General features: G+C 67.0%; 16 protein-coding genes, 2 tRNA genes and 1 pseudogene. 6 read left to right on the top strand and 13 right to left on the bottom strand.

All coding sequences use genetic code 11. The features are described from left to right. Positions 1-2: 2 nt before the first annotated feature. From HPF_RS13660 to lptF, 5 genes are read right to left on the bottom strand one after another with little or no spacing between them, the layout of a single operon-like run. On the bottom strand, positions 3-1,184 hold the full coding sequence (locus HPF_RS13660) for a pyridoxal phosphate-dependent aminotransferase (protein WP_133156875.1): 1,182 nt from the start codon (positions 1,182-1,184) through the stop codon (positions 3-5). A gap of 4 nt (positions 1,185-1,188) precedes the next feature. Continuing rightward, positions 1,189-2,133, bottom strand: a complete 945-nt coding sequence (locus HPF_RS13655; protein ID WP_066151121.1) for a CysB family HTH-type transcriptional regulator — start codon at positions 2,131-2,133, stop codon at positions 1,189-1,191. Next, the gene (locus HPF_RS13650; protein ID WP_133156874.1) at positions 2,130-2,495 is read right to left on the bottom strand and encodes a sirohydrochlorin chelatase; all 366 of its coding nucleotides are present in this window, start codon (positions 2,493-2,495) and stop codon (positions 2,130-2,132) included. The genes HPF_RS13655 and HPF_RS13650 overlap by 4 nt, the downstream gene beginning before the upstream one ends. Positions 2,496-2,497: 2 nt before the next feature. Continuing rightward, a complete protein-coding gene (gene lptG / locus HPF_RS13645; RefSeq protein ID WP_066151115.1) occupies positions 2,498-3,616 on the bottom strand; it encodes an LPS export ABC transporter permease LptG in 1,119 nt (372 codons plus the stop codon). Further along, complete coding sequence (gene lptF, locus HPF_RS13640; RefSeq protein WP_066151778.1) at positions 3,613-4,731, bottom strand: LPS export ABC transporter permease LptF; 1,119 nt, start codon at positions 4,729-4,731, stop codon at positions 3,613-3,615. The genes lptG and lptF overlap by 4 nt, the downstream gene beginning before the upstream one ends. Before the next feature lie 25 nt (positions 4,732-4,756). On the opposite strand from lptF, the gene HPF_RS13635 reads away from it, so the two are divergent. The 6 genes from HPF_RS13635 (at position 4,757) to HPF_RS13610 (ending at position 11,743) form a co-directional block, all read left to right on the top strand. After that, positions 4,757-6,259 (top strand): leucyl aminopeptidase, encoded by a 1,503-nt coding sequence (locus tag HPF_RS13635; protein WP_079365779.1) that lies wholly within the window; start codon positions 4,757-4,759, stop codon positions 6,257-6,259. Next, on the top strand, positions 6,256-6,687 hold the full coding sequence (locus HPF_RS13630; RefSeq protein WP_079365780.1) for a DNA polymerase III subunit chi: 432 nt from the start codon (positions 6,256-6,258) through the stop codon (positions 6,685-6,687). The genes HPF_RS13635 and HPF_RS13630 overlap by 4 nt, the downstream gene beginning before the upstream one ends. Positions 6,688-6,880: 193 nt before the next feature. Further along, positions 6,881-8,089 (top strand): branched-chain amino acid ABC transporter substrate-binding protein, encoded by a 1,209-nt coding sequence (locus tag HPF_RS13625; protein ID WP_066151105.1) that lies wholly within the window; start codon positions 6,881-6,883, stop codon positions 8,087-8,089. A gap of 195 nt (positions 8,090-8,284) precedes the next feature. After that, complete coding sequence (locus tag HPF_RS13620; protein ID WP_079365781.1) at positions 8,285-9,460, top strand: ABC transporter substrate-binding protein; 1,176 nt, start codon at positions 8,285-8,287, stop codon at positions 9,458-9,460. Next, positions 9,433-11,094 carry an ABC transporter permease gene (locus HPF_RS13615; protein ID WP_165961703.1) on the top strand — a complete coding sequence of 554 codons (1,662 nt, stop codon included), beginning with the start codon at positions 9,433-9,435 and terminating at the stop codon, positions 11,092-11,094. The genes HPF_RS13620 and HPF_RS13615 overlap by 28 nt, the downstream gene beginning before the upstream one ends. A 1-nt stretch (position 11,095) precedes the next feature. Further along, on the top strand, positions 11,096-11,743 hold the full coding sequence (locus HPF_RS13610) for an ATP-binding cassette domain-containing protein (protein ID WP_133156872.1): 648 nt from the start codon (positions 11,096-11,098) through the stop codon (positions 11,741-11,743). Between the two features lie 24 nt (positions 11,744-11,767). On the opposite strand, the gene selD is transcribed toward HPF_RS13610, so the two are convergent. The 8 genes and pseudogenes from selD to HPF_RS13570 form a co-directional block, all read right to left on the bottom strand. Then, a complete protein-coding gene (gene selD, locus HPF_RS13605) occupies positions 11,768-14,053 on the bottom strand; it encodes a selenide, water dikinase SelD (protein ID WP_133156871.1) in 2,286 nt (761 codons plus the stop codon). A 45-nt stretch (positions 14,054-14,098) separates the two neighbouring features. Further along, a tRNA-Arg gene (locus HPF_RS13600) sits at positions 14,099-14,175 on the bottom strand. A gap of 58 nt (positions 14,176-14,233) precedes the next feature. Further along, positions 14,234-14,310: transfer RNA gene (locus HPF_RS13595), tRNA-Pro, on the bottom strand. A gap of 57 nt (positions 14,311-14,367) precedes the next feature. Continuing rightward, positions 14,368-15,627, bottom strand: a complete 1,260-nt coding sequence (locus HPF_RS13590; RefSeq protein WP_066151089.1) for an acyl-CoA dehydrogenase family protein — start codon at positions 15,625-15,627, stop codon at positions 14,368-14,370. Between the two features lie 42 nt (positions 15,628-15,669). Continuing rightward, a complete protein-coding gene (locus HPF_RS13585; protein ID WP_133156870.1) occupies positions 15,670-16,755 on the bottom strand; it encodes a phosphotransferase family protein in 1,086 nt (361 codons plus the stop codon). 31 nt (positions 16,756-16,786) lie between these two features. Next, on the bottom strand, positions 16,787-17,506 hold the full coding sequence (locus HPF_RS13580) for a Crp/Fnr family transcriptional regulator (RefSeq protein ID WP_066151083.1): 720 nt from the start codon (positions 17,504-17,506) through the stop codon (positions 16,787-16,789). A gap of 138 nt (positions 17,507-17,644) precedes the next feature. Continuing rightward, positions 17,645-18,424, bottom strand: coding sequence for an oxepin-CoA hydrolase, alternative type (locus tag HPF_RS13575; RefSeq protein WP_133156869.1), 780 nt, complete (start codon positions 18,422-18,424; stop codon positions 17,645-17,647). A 2-nt stretch (positions 18,425-18,426) separates the two neighbouring features. Beyond that, positions 18,427-19,946 (bottom strand): annotated as a pseudogene (locus HPF_RS13570) (3-hydroxyacyl-CoA dehydrogenase). Between the last annotated feature and the right edge of the window lie 54 nt (positions 19,947-20,000).

Genomic DNA, 20,000 nt, shown 5'->3' with positions numbered 1-20,000 from the left:
CGTCAGAGGCGGGCCAGCCGCTCCAGTGCAGCCTTCAAGGTGTCGTCCTTTTTGGCGAAACAGAAGCGCACCACCTTCTGGTCGAAGCCGTTGCCGTAGAACGCCGAAAGAGGAATCGCCGCCACGCCGATCTCGCGCGTGAGCCACTGGCAGAACTCGCCTTCGGGCAGGTCGCGTTCCGCCACCGCCAGGTTCTCAATGCCCACGCACTGGAAGTAGGTGCCCTGGCCGGGCAGCAGGCGAAAGCGCGTTTGTGCAAGACCTTCCCGGAACAGGTCGCGCTTGCGCTGGTAGAAATCGCTCAATTGCAGGTAGGGCGCCGGGTCGGCCATGTAGGCGGCCAGCGCGTGCTGCATGGGCGTGTTCACGGTGAACACGTTGAACTGGTGCACCTTGCGGAACTCGGCCGTCAGCGGCGCAGGTGCGATCACCGTACCGACCTTCCAGCCGGTGACGTGGTAGGTCTTGCCGAAGCTGCTGATGATGAAGGCGCGCGCCGCCAGGCCGGGGAAGCGTGCAGCGCTCTGGTGCTGCTGGCCGTCGTAGACCATGTGCTCGTAGACCTCGTCGCTGATCAGCAGCACGTCGGTCGGCGCCAGCAGCGCCTCCAGCCGGCGCATGTCCTCGGCGCTCCAGACCTGGCCGCTGGGGTTGTGCGGGCTGTTGATCATGAGCGCGCGGGTGCGCGGCGTGATGGCGGCGGCGATGGCGTCGAAGTCGGGCCGGAAGCTGCCCGGCACCAGCGGCACGCGAACCACCTTGCCGCCGGCCAGTTCGATGTTGGGCACGTAGCTGTCGTAGCAGGGCTCGAGCACGATGACTTCGTCGCCCGGGTGCACCACAGCGAGGATGGCGGTCAAGATCGCCTGGGTGGCGCCGGCGGTGACGGTGATCTCGGTGTTCGGGTCGCAGCGCAGGCCGTACAGCGCTTCCATCTTCGCGGCCATGGCCTGTCTCAGCGCCGGCACGCCGGGCATGGGCGGGTACTGGTTGTGGCCGGCCTGCATGGCCAGGGTGACGGCGTTGACCAGTTCCGGGTCGCAGTCGAAGTCAGGGAAACCTTGGCCCAGGTTGACGGCCCCGACCTCGGCGGCGAGCGCCGACATGACGGTGAAGATGGTGGTGCCGACGGCGGGCAGGCGGGAGGTCAGCGGCGGCGTGCGGGGGGCGGTGGCGGTGTCCATGGCTTCAGATGTCGTATTCGTCGGAGTTGCCGGCCATGGCGCGCAGGATCAGGTCGCGCGAGAGCCGGTCGCTGAGCAGCTCGGCAAAGCGCAGCACGAACTGCCGCAGGTAGCTGCCGCGCTTGAAGGCCACGCGGGCCAGGTTGTGGCCGAACAGCTGCGCGCCGGGGCGGGCCACGAGGTCGGGGGTCGCGTTGTCACCCTGCATCGCCATCTCGGCCACGATACCCACGCCCATGCCCAGCTTCACGTAGGTCTTGATCACGTCCGAATCGATGGCTTCGAGCACGATGTTGGGCCGCAGGTGCCGCAGCGCAAAGGCCTGGTCGATGCGGGTGCGGCCCGTGAAGCTCGGGTGGTAGGTGATCAGTGGCACATGGGCCAGGTCTTCCAGCGTGATGCGCTCCTGCGCGACCAGCGGGTGGTCGTAGGGGAAGACCAGCACGTGCTGCCATTCGTAGCAGGGCAGGGTGACCAGATCGGGGTAGTTGGTCAGCGACTCGGTGGCGACGCCGATTTCAGCTACTTCCTCGATCAGCATCTTGGCGACCTGGTCGGGTGAGCCCTGGTGCAGGCTGACCGCCACCTTGGGATAGGCTTGGCGCAGCTTGGCCACCGGTCCGGGCAGCACGTAGCGCGCCTGGGTGTGGGTGGTCGCGATGGACAGCGTGCCGCTGTCCTGCGCTGCGTACTGCTCGCCGATGCGTTTGAGGTTGTTGACCTCGCGCAGAATCACTTCGATGCTCTTGAGCACCTGCACGCCGGGTTCGGTGATGCGCTTGATTCGCTTGCCGTGGCGGGCAAAGATCTCGATGCCCAGCTCTTCTTCGAGTTCGATGATGGCCTTGGAAACGCCGGGCTGCGAGGTGTGCAGCGCCTTGGCGGCTTCGGTCAGGTTCAGGTTGCGGCGCACCGCCTCCTGGACGAAGCGGAACTGGTGCAGGTTCATCGGGCAGGTTCCAGCGCAATCTGTGCGAGCAGGGCGGTCAGGCGGGGATCTTCGCCGGCGGCGGCGAGGCGCTCGAAGCGAACGTCGGGGTGGGCGCGTGCCAGCTGCTCCACCAGCACCGGGAGGTCTTCACGCGCGTGTTTGCCCATGCCGAAGAACAGGGGTAGTACCCGGATGCGGGACACCCCCTGGCTCACCAGCTGCGCGGCGGCGGTGGGCAGGTCGGGCTCGCTCAGCTCCAGATAGGCACAGGCCACCCGGACCGCCGGATCGGCGTCACGGATCTGCCGCGCCACCGATTCGACCGGCGCCCGCCACAGCAGGTCGCGGGACCCATGCGCAAAAACGATGACGCCCAGCATGGCTATCTCCTGAGCACCAGCCAGCCAAACGCACCCAGCGAGAGGAACGAATAGATGATGGCCGGAGACGCCGCCGCCAGCCACGGACGCCAGTGGTTGAGATTGCCGATGTAGCCGAAAACGTTGTTCAGCAGGAAGAAGCTGATGCCGATCATCACGCCGCCGAACACGTAGCCGGTGATGCCGCCGCTGCGGAAATGCAGATAGGCGAATGGCAGGGACAGCACCACCATCACCAGACAGGAGAGTGGATAGAACACCTTGCGCCAGAACTCGATTTCGTAACGCTGCGCGGTCTGGCCGTTGGCCTCCAGGTGCTGGACGTAGGCGTAAAGATCGGTCGTGCGCATGCGGTCTGGCTTGAGCAGCGCCACCGACACCATCTCCGCGGAAATCGCGCTGGGCCAGGCGAACGACTCGTGCTGGCTGCGCACGATCCGGGCCGACAGCTGGCCCGCCACATCAAACTCTCTTCGTACCGCATTGTTCAGCGTCCAGGTACCGTGGCCTTCGATCCGGCCCTGCTCGGCCTGCACCGTGGACACCAGCAGGCCCTGGTTGTCGAACTCGAAGATGCGGACTTCTCCCAGCTCACCGGAGGGGGAGAGCGACCCCACGTTGACCGAGAAGTTGCTGTGCGCCTGCCGCTCCTTGAGCCAGGCGCCGGTCTGGCCCAGGCTCAGCTTGCCCTGGTACCGGGCCTTGAGCAGTTGCGCCGTCTTGTCGGCAATGGGGGCCACATAGTCCCCGACCGCGAAGGTGAGCGCGACAAACAGCAGGCCCAGGCCCAGCAGCGTGCGCAGCGCTTTCCATGGCCCCAGGCCGCTGGTGCGCAGGATGGTGTATTCGGAACTCTGGGCCAGGCGCGCCAGCACCGCCACCGAGCCGATGAGCACCGATATCGGGAGCAGCTCGTAGATGCGGCTGGGCATCAGCAGCGCCACATACAGCATGGCGTGCGTCAGCTCGTAGGTGACCTTGGGGTCCAGGCGGGACGGCTGGCCGATCGCCGCCAGCTCCTCGACGAAGTCGAAGAAGAAGAACAGCGACAGGAAGGCCAGCAGCACGTAGCCGGTGGCGATCAGGACCTCACCGTAGATCAGTCGGCGGATCGTTTTCATGCGGATGCCCCCGCGGCGCCGCCACGTGCGATCTGGCTGAACCAGGTGCGCCAGTGGATGTTGTGGTGGCGCTTGGCCAGCCACAGGGCACTGAACAGGAACACCGAGCCGTGCAGCAGGACGGTCAGCGTCAGCCAGCTGACCTGTCCGGCGGTGACCCAGCGCTGACCGACGTTGAGCAGGTTGAAGTACACGATGAAGGCAAAGAGCGTGAACAGCAGGTTGCCGCTGCGGCCGGCACGGGGGTTGCTGACCGTGGTCGCGACGCCCAGCAAGACCAGATTGAAGGCGGTCAGTGCCACGCCGATGCGCCAACCCAGTTCACCCATGTGCGCGGGCGTGGGGTCCTGGATGAGCGCGAGGGTGCTGCGCGCCTTGAGCGCCTGGCCGCCGCGGATGTAGGAGGACGAGGCGCCGATCTGTGCCCCGTACTGCTCGAACTGGCTGACCTTGATGCGGCCGGTCTTCGGGTCGCTTTCGAGACGCTGGCCGTTGTTGAGCATCAGGAACTGGCGGTCACCCTGCCACTCGATGCGGCCGGACACCGCCGAGGTGACGGTCTCGTTGCCGTTCTTCTCGATGCTGGAGATGAACACGTTGCGCCCTTCGGTGCCGTCGGCCGTGTCCTTGTCGATGAAGAACACCCGCCGGCCGCTGGACGACTCCTGGAACTGACCCGGGGCGATGCGCTGGAGGTCGCCGCGGTTTTCGAACCGGTTGCGCAGTTCGGCGGTCTGCTGGTTGGCCCAGGGCCAGACGAACAGCACCATCAGAACGATCACCAGCAGCACCGGCCAGGCGAACCTCATCACCGGACTGAGAAATCCCCCCAGCGAGCGCCCGCTGGAGAACCAGATGATCATCTCGCTCTCGCGGTACATGCGGGAGAGCGTGGAGACAATCGCGATGAACAGGGCCAGCGTCAGGATGGTCTGCGTGTAGCCCAGCACCGTGTAGCCCAGCACCAGCATGACCTCTTCCGGGTTCACGCTGCCGCGCGAGGCCAGTCCCAGCGTGCGGATCAGCAGCACCGTCAGCACGATGGTGAAGAGCACCACCAGGGTGGCGCCGAAACTGCGTGCCAGTTCGGTGCGGATGGATGAATGGAATAACATCGAATCAAACAGGAAAGACACGATTATGGACTTCGAACTCAAAGCCCTTTCCCCGGTTCAGGCAAGCCAGCTCGCGGTGGACGCACTGGTGGTGCTGGTGCCCGACGACACCCAGGGTATGGACGGCGCCGACGCCTTGAGCGAGCTGGTGCGGGACGCCTCCCGCAGGGGAGATCTTGAAACCGGCGTGGGCAAGTGCCTGTCGGTCTACCGGCCCCAGGGGCTCAAACCGGTCAGGGTGGTGCTGGCACGCACTGGCGACTGTTCGCCCGCTGCGGTCCGCAAGGCGGTCACGGCGGCGATGTCGGGCCTGAAGTCGTCCAGTGTGAAGAAAGTGGCTGTGCTGCTCAGCGGGATGGCGAGCGACCAGCCCACGGTGCACAGCGCCATGGTGGCGGTGGCGGACAGCACCTACGCCTATGTGACCACCAAGCCTTCTGCCACCGCTCGCGCGATCCGGCAGGTGATCGTCGGTGTGAGCGACGTCGCCGTGGCGCGTCCTGCCTTCCGTTTCGGTCTGGCCCAGGTTGCAGGGATCGAGCTGGCCAAGGAGTGGGCCAACCGGCCCGCGAACCACGCCACGCCCAGCCACCTGGCCGAGGCCGCGCGCAAGCTCGGGCGCAAGCCCCGCATCAGGACCGAGGTGCTCGGGCCCAAGGAAGTGGCGGCTCTGGGCATGGGCGCCTTCATGGCGGTGGCGCAGGGCTCGTCCCAGCCGCTGCGGTTCATCGTCATGCACTACCAGGGCGGGTCCAAAGGCAGTGCGCCGGTGGTGCTGGTGGGCAAGGGCATTACCTTCGATACCGGCGGCATCTCGATCAAGCCTGCGGCCGAGATGGACGAGATGAAATTCGACATGGGTGGGGCTGCGAGCGTGCTGGGCACCTTCGCCGGGCTGGCCGAGCTGCAGCCCGAGGTCAACGTGGTGGGCATCATTCCGAGCTGCGAGAACATGCCGGACGGCAGCGCGGTCAAACCCGGGGACGTGGTCACCAGCATGAGCGGACAGACCATCGAGATCCTCAACACCGACGCGGAAGGACGGCTCATTCTTTGCGATGCACTGACCTACGCCGCGCGGTTCAAACCGCGTTGCGTGATCGACATTGCCACGCTCACGGGTGCCTGCGTGATCGCTCTCGGGGCGGTCCGGTCTGGCATGTTCGCCAACCGGAGCGACCTGGCCGACGCACTGCTCGCGGCGGGAGATCGGTCAATGGATCTCTGCTGGCGGCTCCCGCTGGACGACGAATACGCCGAAGGCCTCAAGTCGAACTTCGCGGACATGGGCAATGTGGCCGGACGGGCGGGTGGTGCGATCACTGCGGCCAAGTTCCTGCAGAAGTTCGTGGCGGAAATGCCCTGGGCGCACCTTGACATCGCAGGGACGGCCTGGAAGAGCGGCACCAGCAAAGGTGCGACGGGGCGACCGGTTCCCTTGTTGCTGCAGTACCTCAGCGATCTCCAGGGCGAGACCGGAGCGCCCAAGAAGTCGCGCTCAGGCGGCAGGACATCCCGCAAGGCATGACCGAGGTCGCGTTTCACCTGAACGTCGGAGACCGGACGGTCTACCTCTGCAGGCTGCTGCGCAAGGCCTACCTCAAGGGCTCCCGCGTGTACGTGCTCGGCGGCGCGTCGTCCATCGACCCGCTCGACAGGGCTCTCTGGCTCATGGCGCAGGGTGAGTTTGTGCCGCATGCAAGAAGCGGATCTGCAGAGCACGTCCGCCGCCGTTCGCCCATCGTGCTGGGCGAGCATGAGCCCGAGTGGGGGCCGGTGGATGTGCTGGTCAATCTGTCGGATCAGGCCCTCTGCGGCGTGGGTGTTGTGCCGCGGATCATCGAGGTGGTGGGCTCGGAACCAGGAGGCAGGGAGAAAGGTCGGGAGCGGTGGCGGCTCTACCGCCAGGCGGGCGTTGAGCCCACGGCCCACGACCTGTCCGGGTCCGTGGCGTGATGGATGGTCGTTTGCCTTGCATGCGGTGTGCTTATGGTGCATGCGTTGGAATGATGCTCACTGGGGCAAACCCTTGAAGCGATTTGTGCAAGTCCTGATGCAGCGTCCTCTGCACAACGATTTGGAGTATCTTTATGGATGTGGAGAAAAGTTCCCTCCGCATTCCAAAATTCATTCCTTTCCGAGGATACCTATGCAACTGAACCTGAAACTGGCCGTCATTTCCGCAGCCGTCGTTCTGGCCGCCTGCGGCAAAAAAGAAGAGGCAGCTCCGGCCGCCGCTCCTGCTGCTGCCCCGGCACCTGCTGCCGCTCCTGCGCCCGCAGCAGATGACGGCGTCATCAAGATCGGTCACGTCGGTCCCACCAGCGGTGCCATCGCCCACCTCGGCAAGGACAACGAAAATGGCGCACGCATGGCCATCGAAGAGTTGAACGCCGCTGGTCTGACCATCGGAGGCAAACCTGCCAAGTTCGAGTTGCTGGCCGAAGACGACGCCGGCGATCCGAAGCAGGGCACGGCCGCCGCTCAAAAGCTGGTGGACGCCAAGGTCAACGGCGTGATCGGTCACCTGAACTCGGGCACCACCATCCCCGCGTCCCAGATCTACAACGACGCTGGCATTCCCCAGATCTCTCCCTCCGCCACCAACCCCAAGTACACCCGCCAGGGCTACGCCGGTGCGTTCCGCGTGGTGGCCGACGACGTGCACCTGGGTGGCACGCTGGGCAAGTACGCTGTGGAATCCCTCAAGGGCAAGAGCATTGCAGTCATCGACGACCGCACCGCCTACGGCCAGGGTGTGGCCGACGAGTTCGAGAAGGGTGTGACGGCCGCTGGCGGCAAGGTCGTGGGTCGTGAATTCACCAACGACAAGGCCACCGACTTCAACGCCATCCTGACCACGCTGAAGGCCAAGAAGCCGGACATCGTGTTCTTCGGCGGCATGGACGCCGTGGCTGGCCCGATGCTCAAGCAGATGAAGCAGCTCGGCATCAAGGCCAAGTTCATGGGCGGCGACGGCATCTGCTCTTCCGGCCTGGTCGATCTGGCTGGTGACGGCATGTCCGACGAGCAGGTCTACTGCGCGGAAGCCGGTGGCGTGGAAGGTGAAGCCAAGGCGGGTATGGAGAAGTTCAAGGCCGACTTCAAGGCCAAGTTCAACGCCGACGTCCAGGTGTACGCACCGTACGTGTACGACTCCGTCAAGGTGATGGTCGAAGCCATGAAGGCTGCCGATTCTTCCGACCCGGCCAAGTACCTGCCGAAGCTGAAGGAAACCAACTACAAGGGCGTGACGGGTCAGATCGCTTTCGACGAGAAGGGCGACATCAAGAACGGTGCCCTGACGCTGTACACCTACAAGGGTGGCAAGCGCTCGGAACTGGCCGTGATCCGCTGATCTGCGGACAAGCCTCAAAAGAGCCGCCTTCGGGCGGCTTTTTTGTGGGTGCCTCTCGGCCGATCGACGCACAACCCTCCTGGCACAGGGTGCTCGGTTGGCCGGGTCAGGCCGTACAGTCGGTGTCGGCTGTAAGTTTTCGGCCTCCCGCCCGACTGCTGGCCTTCCATTTACTGTTTTATCGAGAGTTCGCGCATGAAATGGTTCTCGCTGACCGCACTGACCCTGAGCCTGTGTGTCCCGTTCGCTGCCCACGCCGACTGGGCCAAGACCGAAGCCGAGGCCAAAGGCCAGTCGGTGTACTTCAACGCCTGGGGCGGCGGCGAAGCCATCAATGCCTATATCGCCTGGGTGGCGCAGGAGGTCAAGGGCCGCTATGGGGTGGAGCTGCGGCACGTCAAGGTGACCGACGCAGCCGAGGTGGTCAAGCGGGTGCAGACCGAGGTGGCGGCCGGCCGGCGCACCGACGGCTCGGTCGACCTTGTGTGGATCAACGGCGAGAACTTCCGCAACCTCAAGCAGGGCGGTCTGCTGTTCGGTCCCTGGGCCGAGTCCCTTCCCAACTGGGGCGCGGTGGACCTGAACAAGCCGGTGCGCAGCGATTTTTCGGTGCCGACGGAGGGTTACGAGGCGCCGTGGGGCACGGCCCAGCTGACCTTCATCGCCGACAAGGCCCGTACCCCCACGCCGCCGCGCTCCGCGGCAGAGTTGCTGAGCTTCGCCAAAGCCAACCCCGGGCGTGTGAGCTACCCGAAACCACCAGACTTCCACGGCACCACCTTTCTCAAACAGGTGCTGATCGAGTTGGCACCTGACCGCAAGGTGCTGCAGTCACCGGTGAGCCCCGCCAGCTTCGGCGCCGCCACCGCGCAGCTGTGGGCCTACCTGGACCAGCTGCACCCGGCTCTCTGGCGCAGTGGCAAGACCTTCCCGGCCAGCGCCGCCGAGATGCACCGCATGCTGGCCGATGGCGAACTCCGGCTCTCGCTCACCTTCAACCCGAATGAGGCCGCGAACCTGATCAGCTCGCGCCAGTTGCCTGCCACGGCCTACAGCTTCGGCTTCGCCGGCGGCACCATCGGCAACGTGCACTTCGTGGCCATTCCCGTCAATGCCAAGGCCCGCGCCGGGGCCCAGGTGGTGGCCAACTTCCTGCTGTCGCCCGAGGCCCAGGCGCGCAAGGCCGACATCACGGTCTGGGGCGACGGCAGCGTGCTGGATGTGAACAAGCTGCCGGCGTCGATTCAGACCGCCATGCGCAAGACGGCGCCGGGCGCGCTGGCCGAGGCCGTGCCCACGCTGGCCGAGCCCCATGCCAGCTGGGTGGAGGCGCTGGAGAGCGAGTGGCTCAAGCGCTACGGGACCCGCTGAGCCAGCCACCAGCGCCTTCGGGGTGGCACCCCTGGCGTCGGCCGATGGCCTGGCTGGCGGCCCTGCCGGCGCTGGCGATCCTCGGGCCGGTGCTGCCCGGCCTGTACTGGGCGCTGGCGCCCTCGCTGGACCTGTCGGTCTGGCGGGCACTGTGGTCCGACGTCCAATGGCCTCAGGCCCTGCGCACCACCCTGGTGTCGGCCGGGCTGGGCAGCGTGCTGGGCATGGCCCTGGCGGCCGGGCTGGCGACTGCGCTGTACCCGGGGCCGCGCTGGCTGGCGATACAGCGACGATTGCCGCTGATGCTGTCGGTGCCGCACGCGGCCTTTGCCGTCGGCCTTTTGTTCCTGATCTCGCCCTCAGGCTGGCTGGCGCGTGCGGTGGCTCCGCTGGCGGGCTGGATCGATCCGCCGGCTTGGACGACGGTGCAGGACCCGCTCGGCCTGAGCCTGGCCCTGGCGCTGGGACTCAAGGAGAGCTGGTTCCTGCTCTGGGTGCTGGTGGCGGTGCTGGGCGAGCAGACCGTGCATCGCCACATGGTGGTGGCGCGGTCGCTGGGCTACAACCGCGCCCAGACCTGGCGGCACGTGCTGTGGCCCCAGCTGCTGCCGCGCCTGGGCTGGCCGCTGGCGGCGGTGCTGGCCTACGGCCTGTCGGTGGTGGACATGGCCGTGGTGCTGGGGCCGAGCACGCCGCCCACGCTGGCGGTGCTGGTTTGGCAATGGCTGACCGACCCCGACCCCGCCCTGCAAGCCCAGGGGGCGGCGGCGGCGCTGCTGCTGTTGGGGCTGTTTCTGCTGATCGCGGTGGGCGCCCGTTGGATATGGCATGGGCTGGTTCGGCGCGCGGCCTATCCTGCGGGTGTGCGCCGGCCTGCAAGCAACCCGTCCCGCTGGGGGCTGCACCAGCCGCTGTTTCTGGTGGGCTATGCGGTGGTGGCGGTGCTGCTGCTGTGGTCGCTGGCGGACACCTGGTTCTTCCCCGCGCTGTGGCCCGATGCGCTGTCGCTGCAGACCTGGATGCAGGCCGACTGGGCGCCGTTCGGCACCACCCTGTGGCTGGCGGCGGCGGCCACACTGCTGTGCCTGCCGGCCGCGCTGGTCTGGCTGGAGTGGGGGCCGCAGCGCTACAACGCCGTGCTGTATCTGCCCCTGATCATTCCCTCGCTGCCCCTGGTGGCGGCGCAGTACGCGGCGCTGCTGCGGCTGCCGGCCGACGGCACCGCAGGCGGCCTGTTGTGGAGCCACCTGCTGTGGGTGCTGCCCTACATGGTGCTCACCCTGATCGGGCCCTACCGCGCATTCGACCGGCGGCTGATGACCACCGCGCGGGCGCTGGGCCAGTCGCCCCTGGGCGCCTGTCTGCACGTCAAGTGGCCGATGCTGCTCAAACCCATCCTGGCCGCGCTCGCGGTCGGTTTTTCGGTCAGCGTGGCGCAGTACCTGCCGACGCTGTTCGCTGGCGGCGGGCGCTTTGCCACGGTGACCACCGAAGCGGTGGCGCTGAGCGCCGGCGGCAATCGCCGCGTGCTGGCCGCGCAGGCGTTGCTGCAAATCGTGCTGCCGCTGCTGGGCTTCGGTCTGGCAGCGCTGCTGTCTCAATGGGCGGGTCGACACCGTCGAGGGTTGCGCTGAAATGCTTGAGGTTCGAAATCTGACCATCGTCAAGGACGGCCATGAGCTCATCGCGGGCCTGGACCTGCAGGTCGGGCAGGGCTGCATCGTCACACTCACCGGCGCGTCGGGCTCGGGCAAGTCGACCCTGCTCAACTGGCTGGTGGGCGATCTGGACCCGGCGTTCCAGGCCCAGGGCGAACTGTGGCTGGACGGCCAGCGGCGTGACGGCCTGCCGGTGGAGGCGCGCGGCATCGGCATCCTGTTCCAGGACGACCTGCTGTTCCCCCACCTGAGCGTGGGGCAGAACCTGGCGTTTGCCTTGCCGGCCGCGGTGCGCGGCGCCGCAGCCAGGCGCGAGCGGGTGGTGCAGACACTGCGCGACATTGGCCTGGAGGGCTTTCACGACCGCGACCCCGCCACCCTCTCGGGTGGGCAGCGGGCGCGCGTGAGCCTGATGCGGGCGCTGCTGGCCGAGCCTTGCGCGCTGCTGCTGGACGAGCCCTTCTCGCGGCTGGACGCGGCGCTGCGTGCGCAGTTCCGCCGCCTCGTGTTCGAGCAGATCCAGAGCCAGCGCATCCCGACCGTGCTGGTCACACACGATCCGGACGACGTGCCACCTGGCGGGCAGGTGTTCGACATCCAGCAGTGGCAGGCGCCGCCGGACTGAGCGAACCGCTAAGCCCAGGCGGACTCAGGCACTCAGCACCACTGGTTCGAGCGCGTCGCTGGCAGCGCTGATGCGGCCGATGGCGGCGGTGTGCGGGTAGCCCGCCGCCTGCAGCGCGCGGACGCAGTCGGCCGCGCGGTCGGCGGGCACGCTGGCCAGCAGGCCGCCCGCGGTCTGCGGGTCGAACAGAAGCGGGTAGCGTTGGTCGTCCACGAAGGCCACGGCGTTGCGCAGCGCACGGCGCAGGCGCACGTTGGCCGGCTGCAGCGAGCTGACGATGCCGGCCTTGACGCAGTCCTCCGCGCCGTCGAGCAGGGGCAGGGCGCCCAGCCGCAGCTCTGCGTCTACCCCCGAGGGGCGGGTCATCTCGACCAGGTGCCCGAGCAGGCCGAAGCCGGTGAGGTCGGTGCAGGCGGTGGCGCCGTGATCGCGCAGGATCTGCGCACCGGCCTGGTTGGACAGCACCATCGATTTCAGCGCGGCGTCCACCCAGCGGCCTTTGGCGGCGTGCCGCGCGTGCGCCGCGAACAGGGTGCCGGTGCCGATGGGCTTGGTCAGCAGCAGCACATCGCCGGGCAACATGCCGCCCTTGCGCATCACGCCGGTCATGCGCTCGTCGATCAGGCCGTTGACGGCGAAGCCCAGCGCCAGTTCGCGCCCTTCGCCGGTGTGTCCGCCGACCAGGCTGCAGCCAGCGGCATTGAGCACTTCGACCGCGCCGGTCATCATCTGCAGCAGCAGGTCTTCGACCTTGGCCTCCAAGCCCGGTGGCACCGTGGCGATCGCCGTGGCCGACTGCGGCTCGGCGCCCATGGCGAAGATGTCGCCCAGCGCGTGGTTGGCCGCGACCTGGCCGAACAGGTAGGGGTCGTCGATGAAGCTGCGGAAGAAGTCGACCGTGTGCACCATGGCCATGCCCGGCGGCACGCGCACCACGGCGGCGTCGTCCGGCGCATGCAGGCCGATCAGCACGTCGTCGCGCTGCACCGGCTGCAGGTTGCCGAGTGCGCGGCTGAGGATGCTGGCCCCCACCTTGGCGCCGCAGCCGCCGCAGCGCATGGCGATGGCCGAGATGGCCTGGCGCGATTCTTCGGCGTTCAGCACCAGGCCGCTGGCGGGCGCGGCCTGTGACGGTGATGCCGGCGCCATGGCGGGCAGCTCGGTGAACTTGCGCATGAAGTGGCGGTCGATGTGGTCCTTCCAGCGCCAGACCCAGTCGCCCGCGAAGCCGATGGGGCCGCGCGAGGCCACGGCGTGGCGGTCGCCGGTGGAGATCAGCGCCAGCCAGTGTTTCTGCGGGCGGTAGGGCTGCAGGGGTTGACCGCGCAAGGCCCGGCGCAGGTTGCGCGCCAGCGGACGGCCCATGCGCACCGCGAACACGCCGGCCTTTTCCAGCGGGCGCGGCAGGAAGGACGCCACGTCGCCGGCCGCGAATATCTTCGGATCATCCGGCGTCTGCAGGTGTTCGTTGACGCAGACGAAGCCGTGTTCGTCCAGCGCCAGACCCGTGCCCTGCAGCCAGGCCGGGCCGCCCGCCTGCGTCACCCACATGGTCTCGTCGGCGTCGAAGGTGCGGCCGTCCTGCGTGGTGAGGCAGCCGGGCGAAACCTGCGACACCTCGGCCCGGGTGTGCACCGCCACGCGCCGCTCCCTGAGCACACGGGCAAAGCGCGCCCGCACGCCGGCGTTGTGGGTGGGCAGAAGCGTGTCGCCGGCGGTGAGCAACACGAACTGCAGCAGGTCCGGGCTCTTGCCCAGGACCTGCAGCTCCTGGCGCAGCCGGTATTGCATGGACAGCGCCAGTTCCACACCGCCCGCGCCGCCGCCCACCACCGCCACGGTGAAGCGGTCGCGCAGGCCCCGCACGCGCTCCAGCAGGTCGAGCCAGCGCTGATTGAAGTGGGCGATGGGCTTGACCGGCACCGCGTGGGCCTGGGCGCCATCGACCTGACGCACATTCGGCGTGGAGCCGGTGTTGATGGACAGCAGGTCGTAGGGAATGGCGGGTCGCCCCTTGAGCAGCACGCGCTGGTTCGCGCGGTCCAGCCCGGTCACCTCGCCGTGGATGAAGCGCGCGCCGGCGAACACCGCCAGACGGCCCAGGTCGATGTGGACCTCGTCAAAACGGTAGTGGCCCGCGATGTAGCCCGGCAGCATGCCGGAGTAGGGCGTGTCAATGTCGGTGCAGACCAGGGTGATGCGCAGGCCCGGTTCGGGCCGCATGGCCAGCATGCGCAGCGCGACCACATGGCTGTGGCCGCCACCGACGAGGACCAGATCGCGCAGGACAGGTTGTTCGTGTGATTGCATGCGACGTTGGCCGCGCAGAAGGGAGGGGCGCTGGGGAGGAATCGCTGGCCTGCCCGGAGGGACTCGAACCCCCGACCTGCTGCTTAGAAGGCAGCTGCTCTATCCGGTTGAGCTACGGGCAGCCGGTGCGGACAGGATACAAAAAAGGCCCACGCAGTGGGCCTTTTTTGTCCTGAAGAATGGTCGGAGCGGCGGGATTCGAACTCGCGACCCTCTGCTCCCAAAGCAGATGCGCTACCAGGCTGCGCTACGCTCCGACAAGCCGGCGAGTATACCCTGTCGCCAGGGGGCTCTGCGCGGTTTGTTGGTGCGCATCAGCAACCGCGCGTCACCGGCATCTCGACGTCGCTCTTGATGGCCATGTGTTTGGCCAGCTCCAGCTTGGCAATCGCCGCGCGGTGCACCTCGTCAGGACCATCGGCCAAGCGCAGCGTGCGCTGGTTGGCGTAGCTGTAGGCCAGCGGGAAGTCGTCGCTGACGCCACCGCCGCCATGGGCCTGGATGGCCATGTCGATGATCTCGCAGGCCATGTTGGGCGCCACCACCTTGATCATCGCGATCTCGGCCTTGGCCACCTTGTTGCCCACTGTGTCCATCATGTAGGCGGCCTTGAGCGTGAGCAGGCGCGCCTGTTCGATCTTGCAGCGGGCCTCGGCGATGCGCTCGTGCCAGACCGACTGCGCGGAGATCGGCTTGCCGAAGGCGACGCGGCTGTTGAGGCGCTTGCACATCAACTCCAGCGCGCGCTCGGCTGCGCCGATGGAGCGCATGCAGTGGTGGATGCGGCCCGGGCCGAGGCGGCCCTGGGCGATCTCGAAACCGCGGCCCTCGCCCAGCAGCAGGTTGCGCACCGGCACGCGCACGTCCTTGAGCACCACTTCCATGTGGCCATGCGGCGCGTCGTCGTAACCGAACACGGAGAGCGGGCGCACCACAGTGACGCCGGGCGTGCCGGCGGGCACGACGATCATGCTCTGCTGCGAATGGCGCGGTGCCTCGGGGTCGGTCTTGCCCATGACGATGTAGACCTTGCAGCGCGGATCGCCAGCACCGGACGACCACCACTTGCGGCCGTTGAGCACGTAGTGGTCACCGTCGCGCGTGATCTCGCACTGGATGTTGGTGGCGTCCGACGAGGCCACCGCGGGTTCGGTCATCAAGAAGGCCGAACGGAACTCGCCGCGCAGCAGGGGTTCGAGCCATTCGTCCTTGATCTCCTCGGACGCATAGCGCTCCAGCGTTTCCATGTTGCCGGTGTCGGGAGCGGAGCAGTTGAACACCTCGGCCGCGAACGGCACGCGGCCCATGATCTCGCACAGCGGTGCGTATTCCAGGTTGGACAGACCCTCGGGTGCCCGCTTGCTCATCGGCAGGAACAGGTTCCAGAGGCCGGCGGCGCGCGCCTTGGGCTTGAGCTCCTCAATGACGGTGGTCGGGATCCAGGCATTGCCTTTGGCGCGGTTGGCCGCGATCTCGGCGAAGAAGCGCCCTTCGTTCGGGTAGATGTGCTCGTCCATGAAGGCCAGCAGGCGCTGGCGCATGTCCTTGACCTTGTCGGTGTAATCGAAGTGCATGGTGTGTTCCTTGGGTGTGGGGTCGGGACGTTGGAGTCGGGGTCAGGCCTGCTGTGCAAAGCGCCAGGCCATCTCGGCCAGCGGGCGCGCACCAGCCGCGGAAGAAACCGCCTGCGCGCTGGAGGCGGTGCCCATCTCGACGCGCTTGGCGATGCCCTGCAGGATGGCGGCGAGGCGGAACAGGTTGTAGGCGAGGTAAAAGTTCCAGTCGGCCTTGAGCTGTTCGGGCGTGACGAAGCCGGTGCGCTCGCAGTAGCGGCGGATGTACTCGGCCTCGGTGGGAATGCCCAGCGCCTGCACGTCCAGGCCGCCGATGCCGCGGAAGGCGCCGGGCGGGATGTGCCAGGCCATGCAGTGGTAGCTGAAATCGGCCAGCGGGTGACCCAGCGTGGACAGCTCCCAGTCGAGGATCGCGAGCACGCGCGGTTCGGTGGGGTGGAACATCAGGTTGTCCAGCCGGTAGTCGCCGTGCACGATGGACACCAGCGATTCGTCGCGCGCCATGGCCGGAATGTTCCGGGGCAGCCACTCCATGAGCTGGTCCATCTCGGGAATGGGCTGGGTGATCGACGCCACGTACTGCTTGCTCCAGCGGCCGATCTGGCGCTCGAAGTAGTTGCCGGGCTTGCCGTAGTCGGCCAGGCCGATGGTGTCCGGGCGCACCGAGTGCAGCGCGGCCATCACGCGGTTCATCTCGTCGTAGATGGCGCCGCGCTGGTCCCTGGTCAGTTCGGGCAGCGACTGGTCCCACATCACGCGGCCGTCGACGCACTCCATCACATAGAACGCGCGGCCGATCACCGATTCGTCCTCACACAGGGCGTACATGCGCGCCACCGGCACGCCCGTGCCGTGCAGTGCACCCATGACACGGTACTCCCGCTCGATGGCGTGGGCCGAGGGCAGCAGCTTGGCCACCGGGCCGGGCTTCGCGCGCATCACATAGCTGCGGCCCGGTGTGATGAGCTTGTAGGTGGGGTTGGACTGGCCGCCCTTGAACATTTCGATGCTCAAGGGGCCGCTGAAGCCATCGACATGGCGTTCGAGCCAGGCCTGGAGGGCGGCGGTGTCGACGGCGTGCTGGGCCGCCACCGGCCGTGTGCCGGTGAAGTTCTGGAGGTCGTTCATTCGGTCACGGTCGGTGAGGGCAGGAAAACGGTCAGTGTTCGGCTTCGGCGATGCGCATCAGCATGTCGCGGTTGCGCACCACCAGCCCTCCCTGCTCGATGCGGATCGCTTCTTCGCGTTCCATGGATTTGAGTTCCTGGTTCACGCGCTGGCGCGAAGCGCCCAGCAGCTGCGCCAGTTCTTCCTGTGCCAGTTGCAGGCCGATGCGCATCTCGTTGCCGTCCGAGAGGCAGGGCACGCCATAGGAACGCACCAGGTGCAGCAGTTGCTTGGCCAGGCGCGCGCGCAGCGGCAGGGTGTTGAGGTCTTCCACCAGTCCGAACAGCGTGCGGATGCGCCGCGCCTGCAGGCGCATCAGCGCTTCGTACAGTTCGACGTGGGCGCTGAGGATCTTCTGGAAGTCGTTGCGGGCCACGCACAGCAGCGTGGTCGGGCCATGCGCATAGGCGTCGTGCGTGCGACGGTCCCCGTCGAAGAACGCCACATCCCCGAACCACACGCCGGGCTCCACATAGGTCAGCGTGATCAGCTTGCCCGAGAGCGAGGTCGAGCTGACACGCACCGCGCCCTTGGCGACCGCTGTCCACTCGGTGGGCGGTTCGCCGCGGGCGACGATCAGGTCGCCGTCCTTGAATCGCTTGACGTAGGCGCATCGGAGAATGTCGTGACGCAGGGAAGGGGAAAGACTCTGGAACCAGCGACCGTTGTTGATCGCCTCTCGTTCTTCCATTGTCAGAATCGGTTCGTCCATCGGATGTCTTTTGAGTGACTGAAAGCGGTCCCATTGTCACCACTGGGACGCGCCGGGAGCATCAGGGATAGCGCGGGGAAGCTGTCCCGCAGGTGTCGCCGTGCCGCTTTTAAAACCGCAGCACGGCAGGCTTGTCGATCAACGGTAGCCGGGGCGGCGCTTCTCAAGGAAGGCCGAGATGCCTTCACCGCCGTTGGCGTGGTGGAGGTTTCGCACGAAGTGGTCGCGCTCGGCGGCGAGCTGGGTGTGCAGCGGCGCGGTCTGGGCCTCGTTCACCAGCTCCTTGATGCTGGCCATGGCGTTGGGCGCCCGGGAGTTGAGTTTTTCGGCCAGCGCCAGCGCGGAGGCCATCGCCTCGCCGCTGGCACACACCTGGCTGACCACGCCGAGGGTCTGCAGGCGCGCGGCGTCGATGCGGTCGCCACACATCAGCAACTGCATCGCGGTGGCGCGGGGCAGGGCGCGCGCCAGGCTCCAGGTGGCGCCGCCGTCGGAGGACAGGCCCACATTGCTGTAGGCCATCACAAAGACGCTGTCCTGTGCGGCGACCAGCAGGTCGCAGGCCAGCGCAAGCGAGAAGCCCGCACCGGCGCAGGCGCCTTCCACGGCGGCGATCACCGGCTTGGGGAATGCGCGGATGGTTTCGATCCAGTTGTGCAGGCTTTCGATGCTCTGGGCCTGCACCTCGGGTGGCTGCTGGCGGTTGGACAGCAGGCGCTGCAGGTTGCCGCCTGCGCAGAAGTGGCTACCTTCGCCGGCAATCACCACCGAACGCACCTCCGGGCTGGACTCGGCCACGTTCAGCGCCTCGACCCCCGCGGCATAGATCTCCGGACCCAGGGCATTGCGGTGTTCCGGGTTGCTGATGGTGAGCACCATGGTCTGGCCATGGCTGTGGCTCTTGAGGCTGGCGCTCATGCTCAGGCCTCTTCGTGCATCAGGCTCAGACCCAGGGCGCCGCGGCGGCGCAGCCAGGGCGAAGGGCGGTAGCGAGGATCGCCGTAGACCGTGCCCATGTTGAACAGGATCTCCAGCACATTGGTGGGGCCGACCTTGTCGCCCATGGCCAGCGGGCCCATGGGGTAGCCCAGACCCAGTGTCACCGCCACTTCCAGGTCCTTGGGTGTGCAGATGCCCTGCTGGCACATGTCGGCCGCGATGTTGACGATGGTGGCGACGACGCGCTGCGTCACGAAGCCGCCGCTGTCCTTGACCACGCTCACCGCCTTGCCGTCCTTGGCGAACAGGGCGTGCGCGGCGTCGCGCATGTCGGGGCGGGGGCCGGGTTGGTGGCCAGCACACGGCGCTTGGTGGCGGCGTCCTCCAGCATCATGTCGATGCCAACGGTGCGGGTGGGGTCGAGCCGCTCGACCGCGGCGAGGGTGGTCACGTCCAGTCCGAGCGGTGCCACCAGGATCAGCGCGCTGGCTGATGGGGCCTGGGCGGTTTCGATGCTTGCGCCCAGGTTCTTGAGCAACTGGTAGATCTCGGCCCGACGCGCGGCTTTGGGCGAGACCCAGACCGGCGGCAGGGCACCGACCTCGGGCACCGGAGGCTCGGCAGGAACCTGGGCAATGCCCTCCCTATATGTATAGAAGCCGTCGCCGACCTTCTTGCCGACCACACCACCGGCCAGTCGCTGCGCTGTGATCACGCTGGGGCGGTAGCGTGGTTCGTCGTAGTACTGGCGGTAGATCGACTCCATGACCGGGTGCGAGACGTCCAGGGCGGTCAGATCCATCAGCTCGAAAGGACCGAGCCGGAAGCCCATCTGGTCTTTGAGGATGCGGTCGATGGTCGCGAAATCGGCCACCCGCTCGCTCGCCACCCGCAGTGCTTCGGTGCCGTAACCGCGACCGGCGTGGTTGACGATAAAGCCGGGGGTGTCCTGCGCCGATACGGGGGTATGCCCGAATTCGCGGGCAAAGGCCGTCAGCCGCTCGCACACCACCGGATCGGTCTTGAGACCGGCGATCACTTCGACCACGCGCATCAGCGGCACGGGGTTGAAGAAGTGGAACCCGGCAAGCTGGCGAGGGCGCTGGAGCGCCGCACCGATGGCGGTCACTGACAACGAAGAGGTGTTGGTTGCCAGCACCGATTGTTTGGAAACGATGGACTCAAGTTCGGAAAACAGCTTCTGTTTGACATCTAGCCGCTCGACGACGGCTTCGATGACCAGGTCGCAGGGGGCCAGCGAAGCAAGGGCATCGGCGCAGCGGAGCCGATCCAGCATGGCGGTGCGTTGCGCGGCATCGAGCTTGTTCTTGTCCACCAGCTTCTGCCAGGTGTCGGCCAGCGCCTGCCGGGCGGTTTCGGCCGCATTGGGCTGCAGATCGAACAAGATGACTGCGCTTCCGGCCTGGGCTGCCATCTGTGCGATGCCGCGGCCCATGGCGCCTGCACCCACGATGCCGACGGTTTGAAAAGTTGGGGTCATATGAAAGTGTTATTTAAGAAGGGTGGGCAACGACCTATGACAAAATGTTGCCAC

This window comes from Hydrogenophaga pseudoflava (assembly GCF_004353865.1).
GTDB classification, from domain to species: Bacteria; Pseudomonadota; Gammaproteobacteria; order Burkholderiales; family Burkholderiaceae_C; genus Hydrogenophaga; species Hydrogenophaga pseudoflava.
The sequence above is the reverse complement of the archived record's forward strand: the minus strand, read 5'-3'. Positions and strand labels throughout refer to the sequence as shown.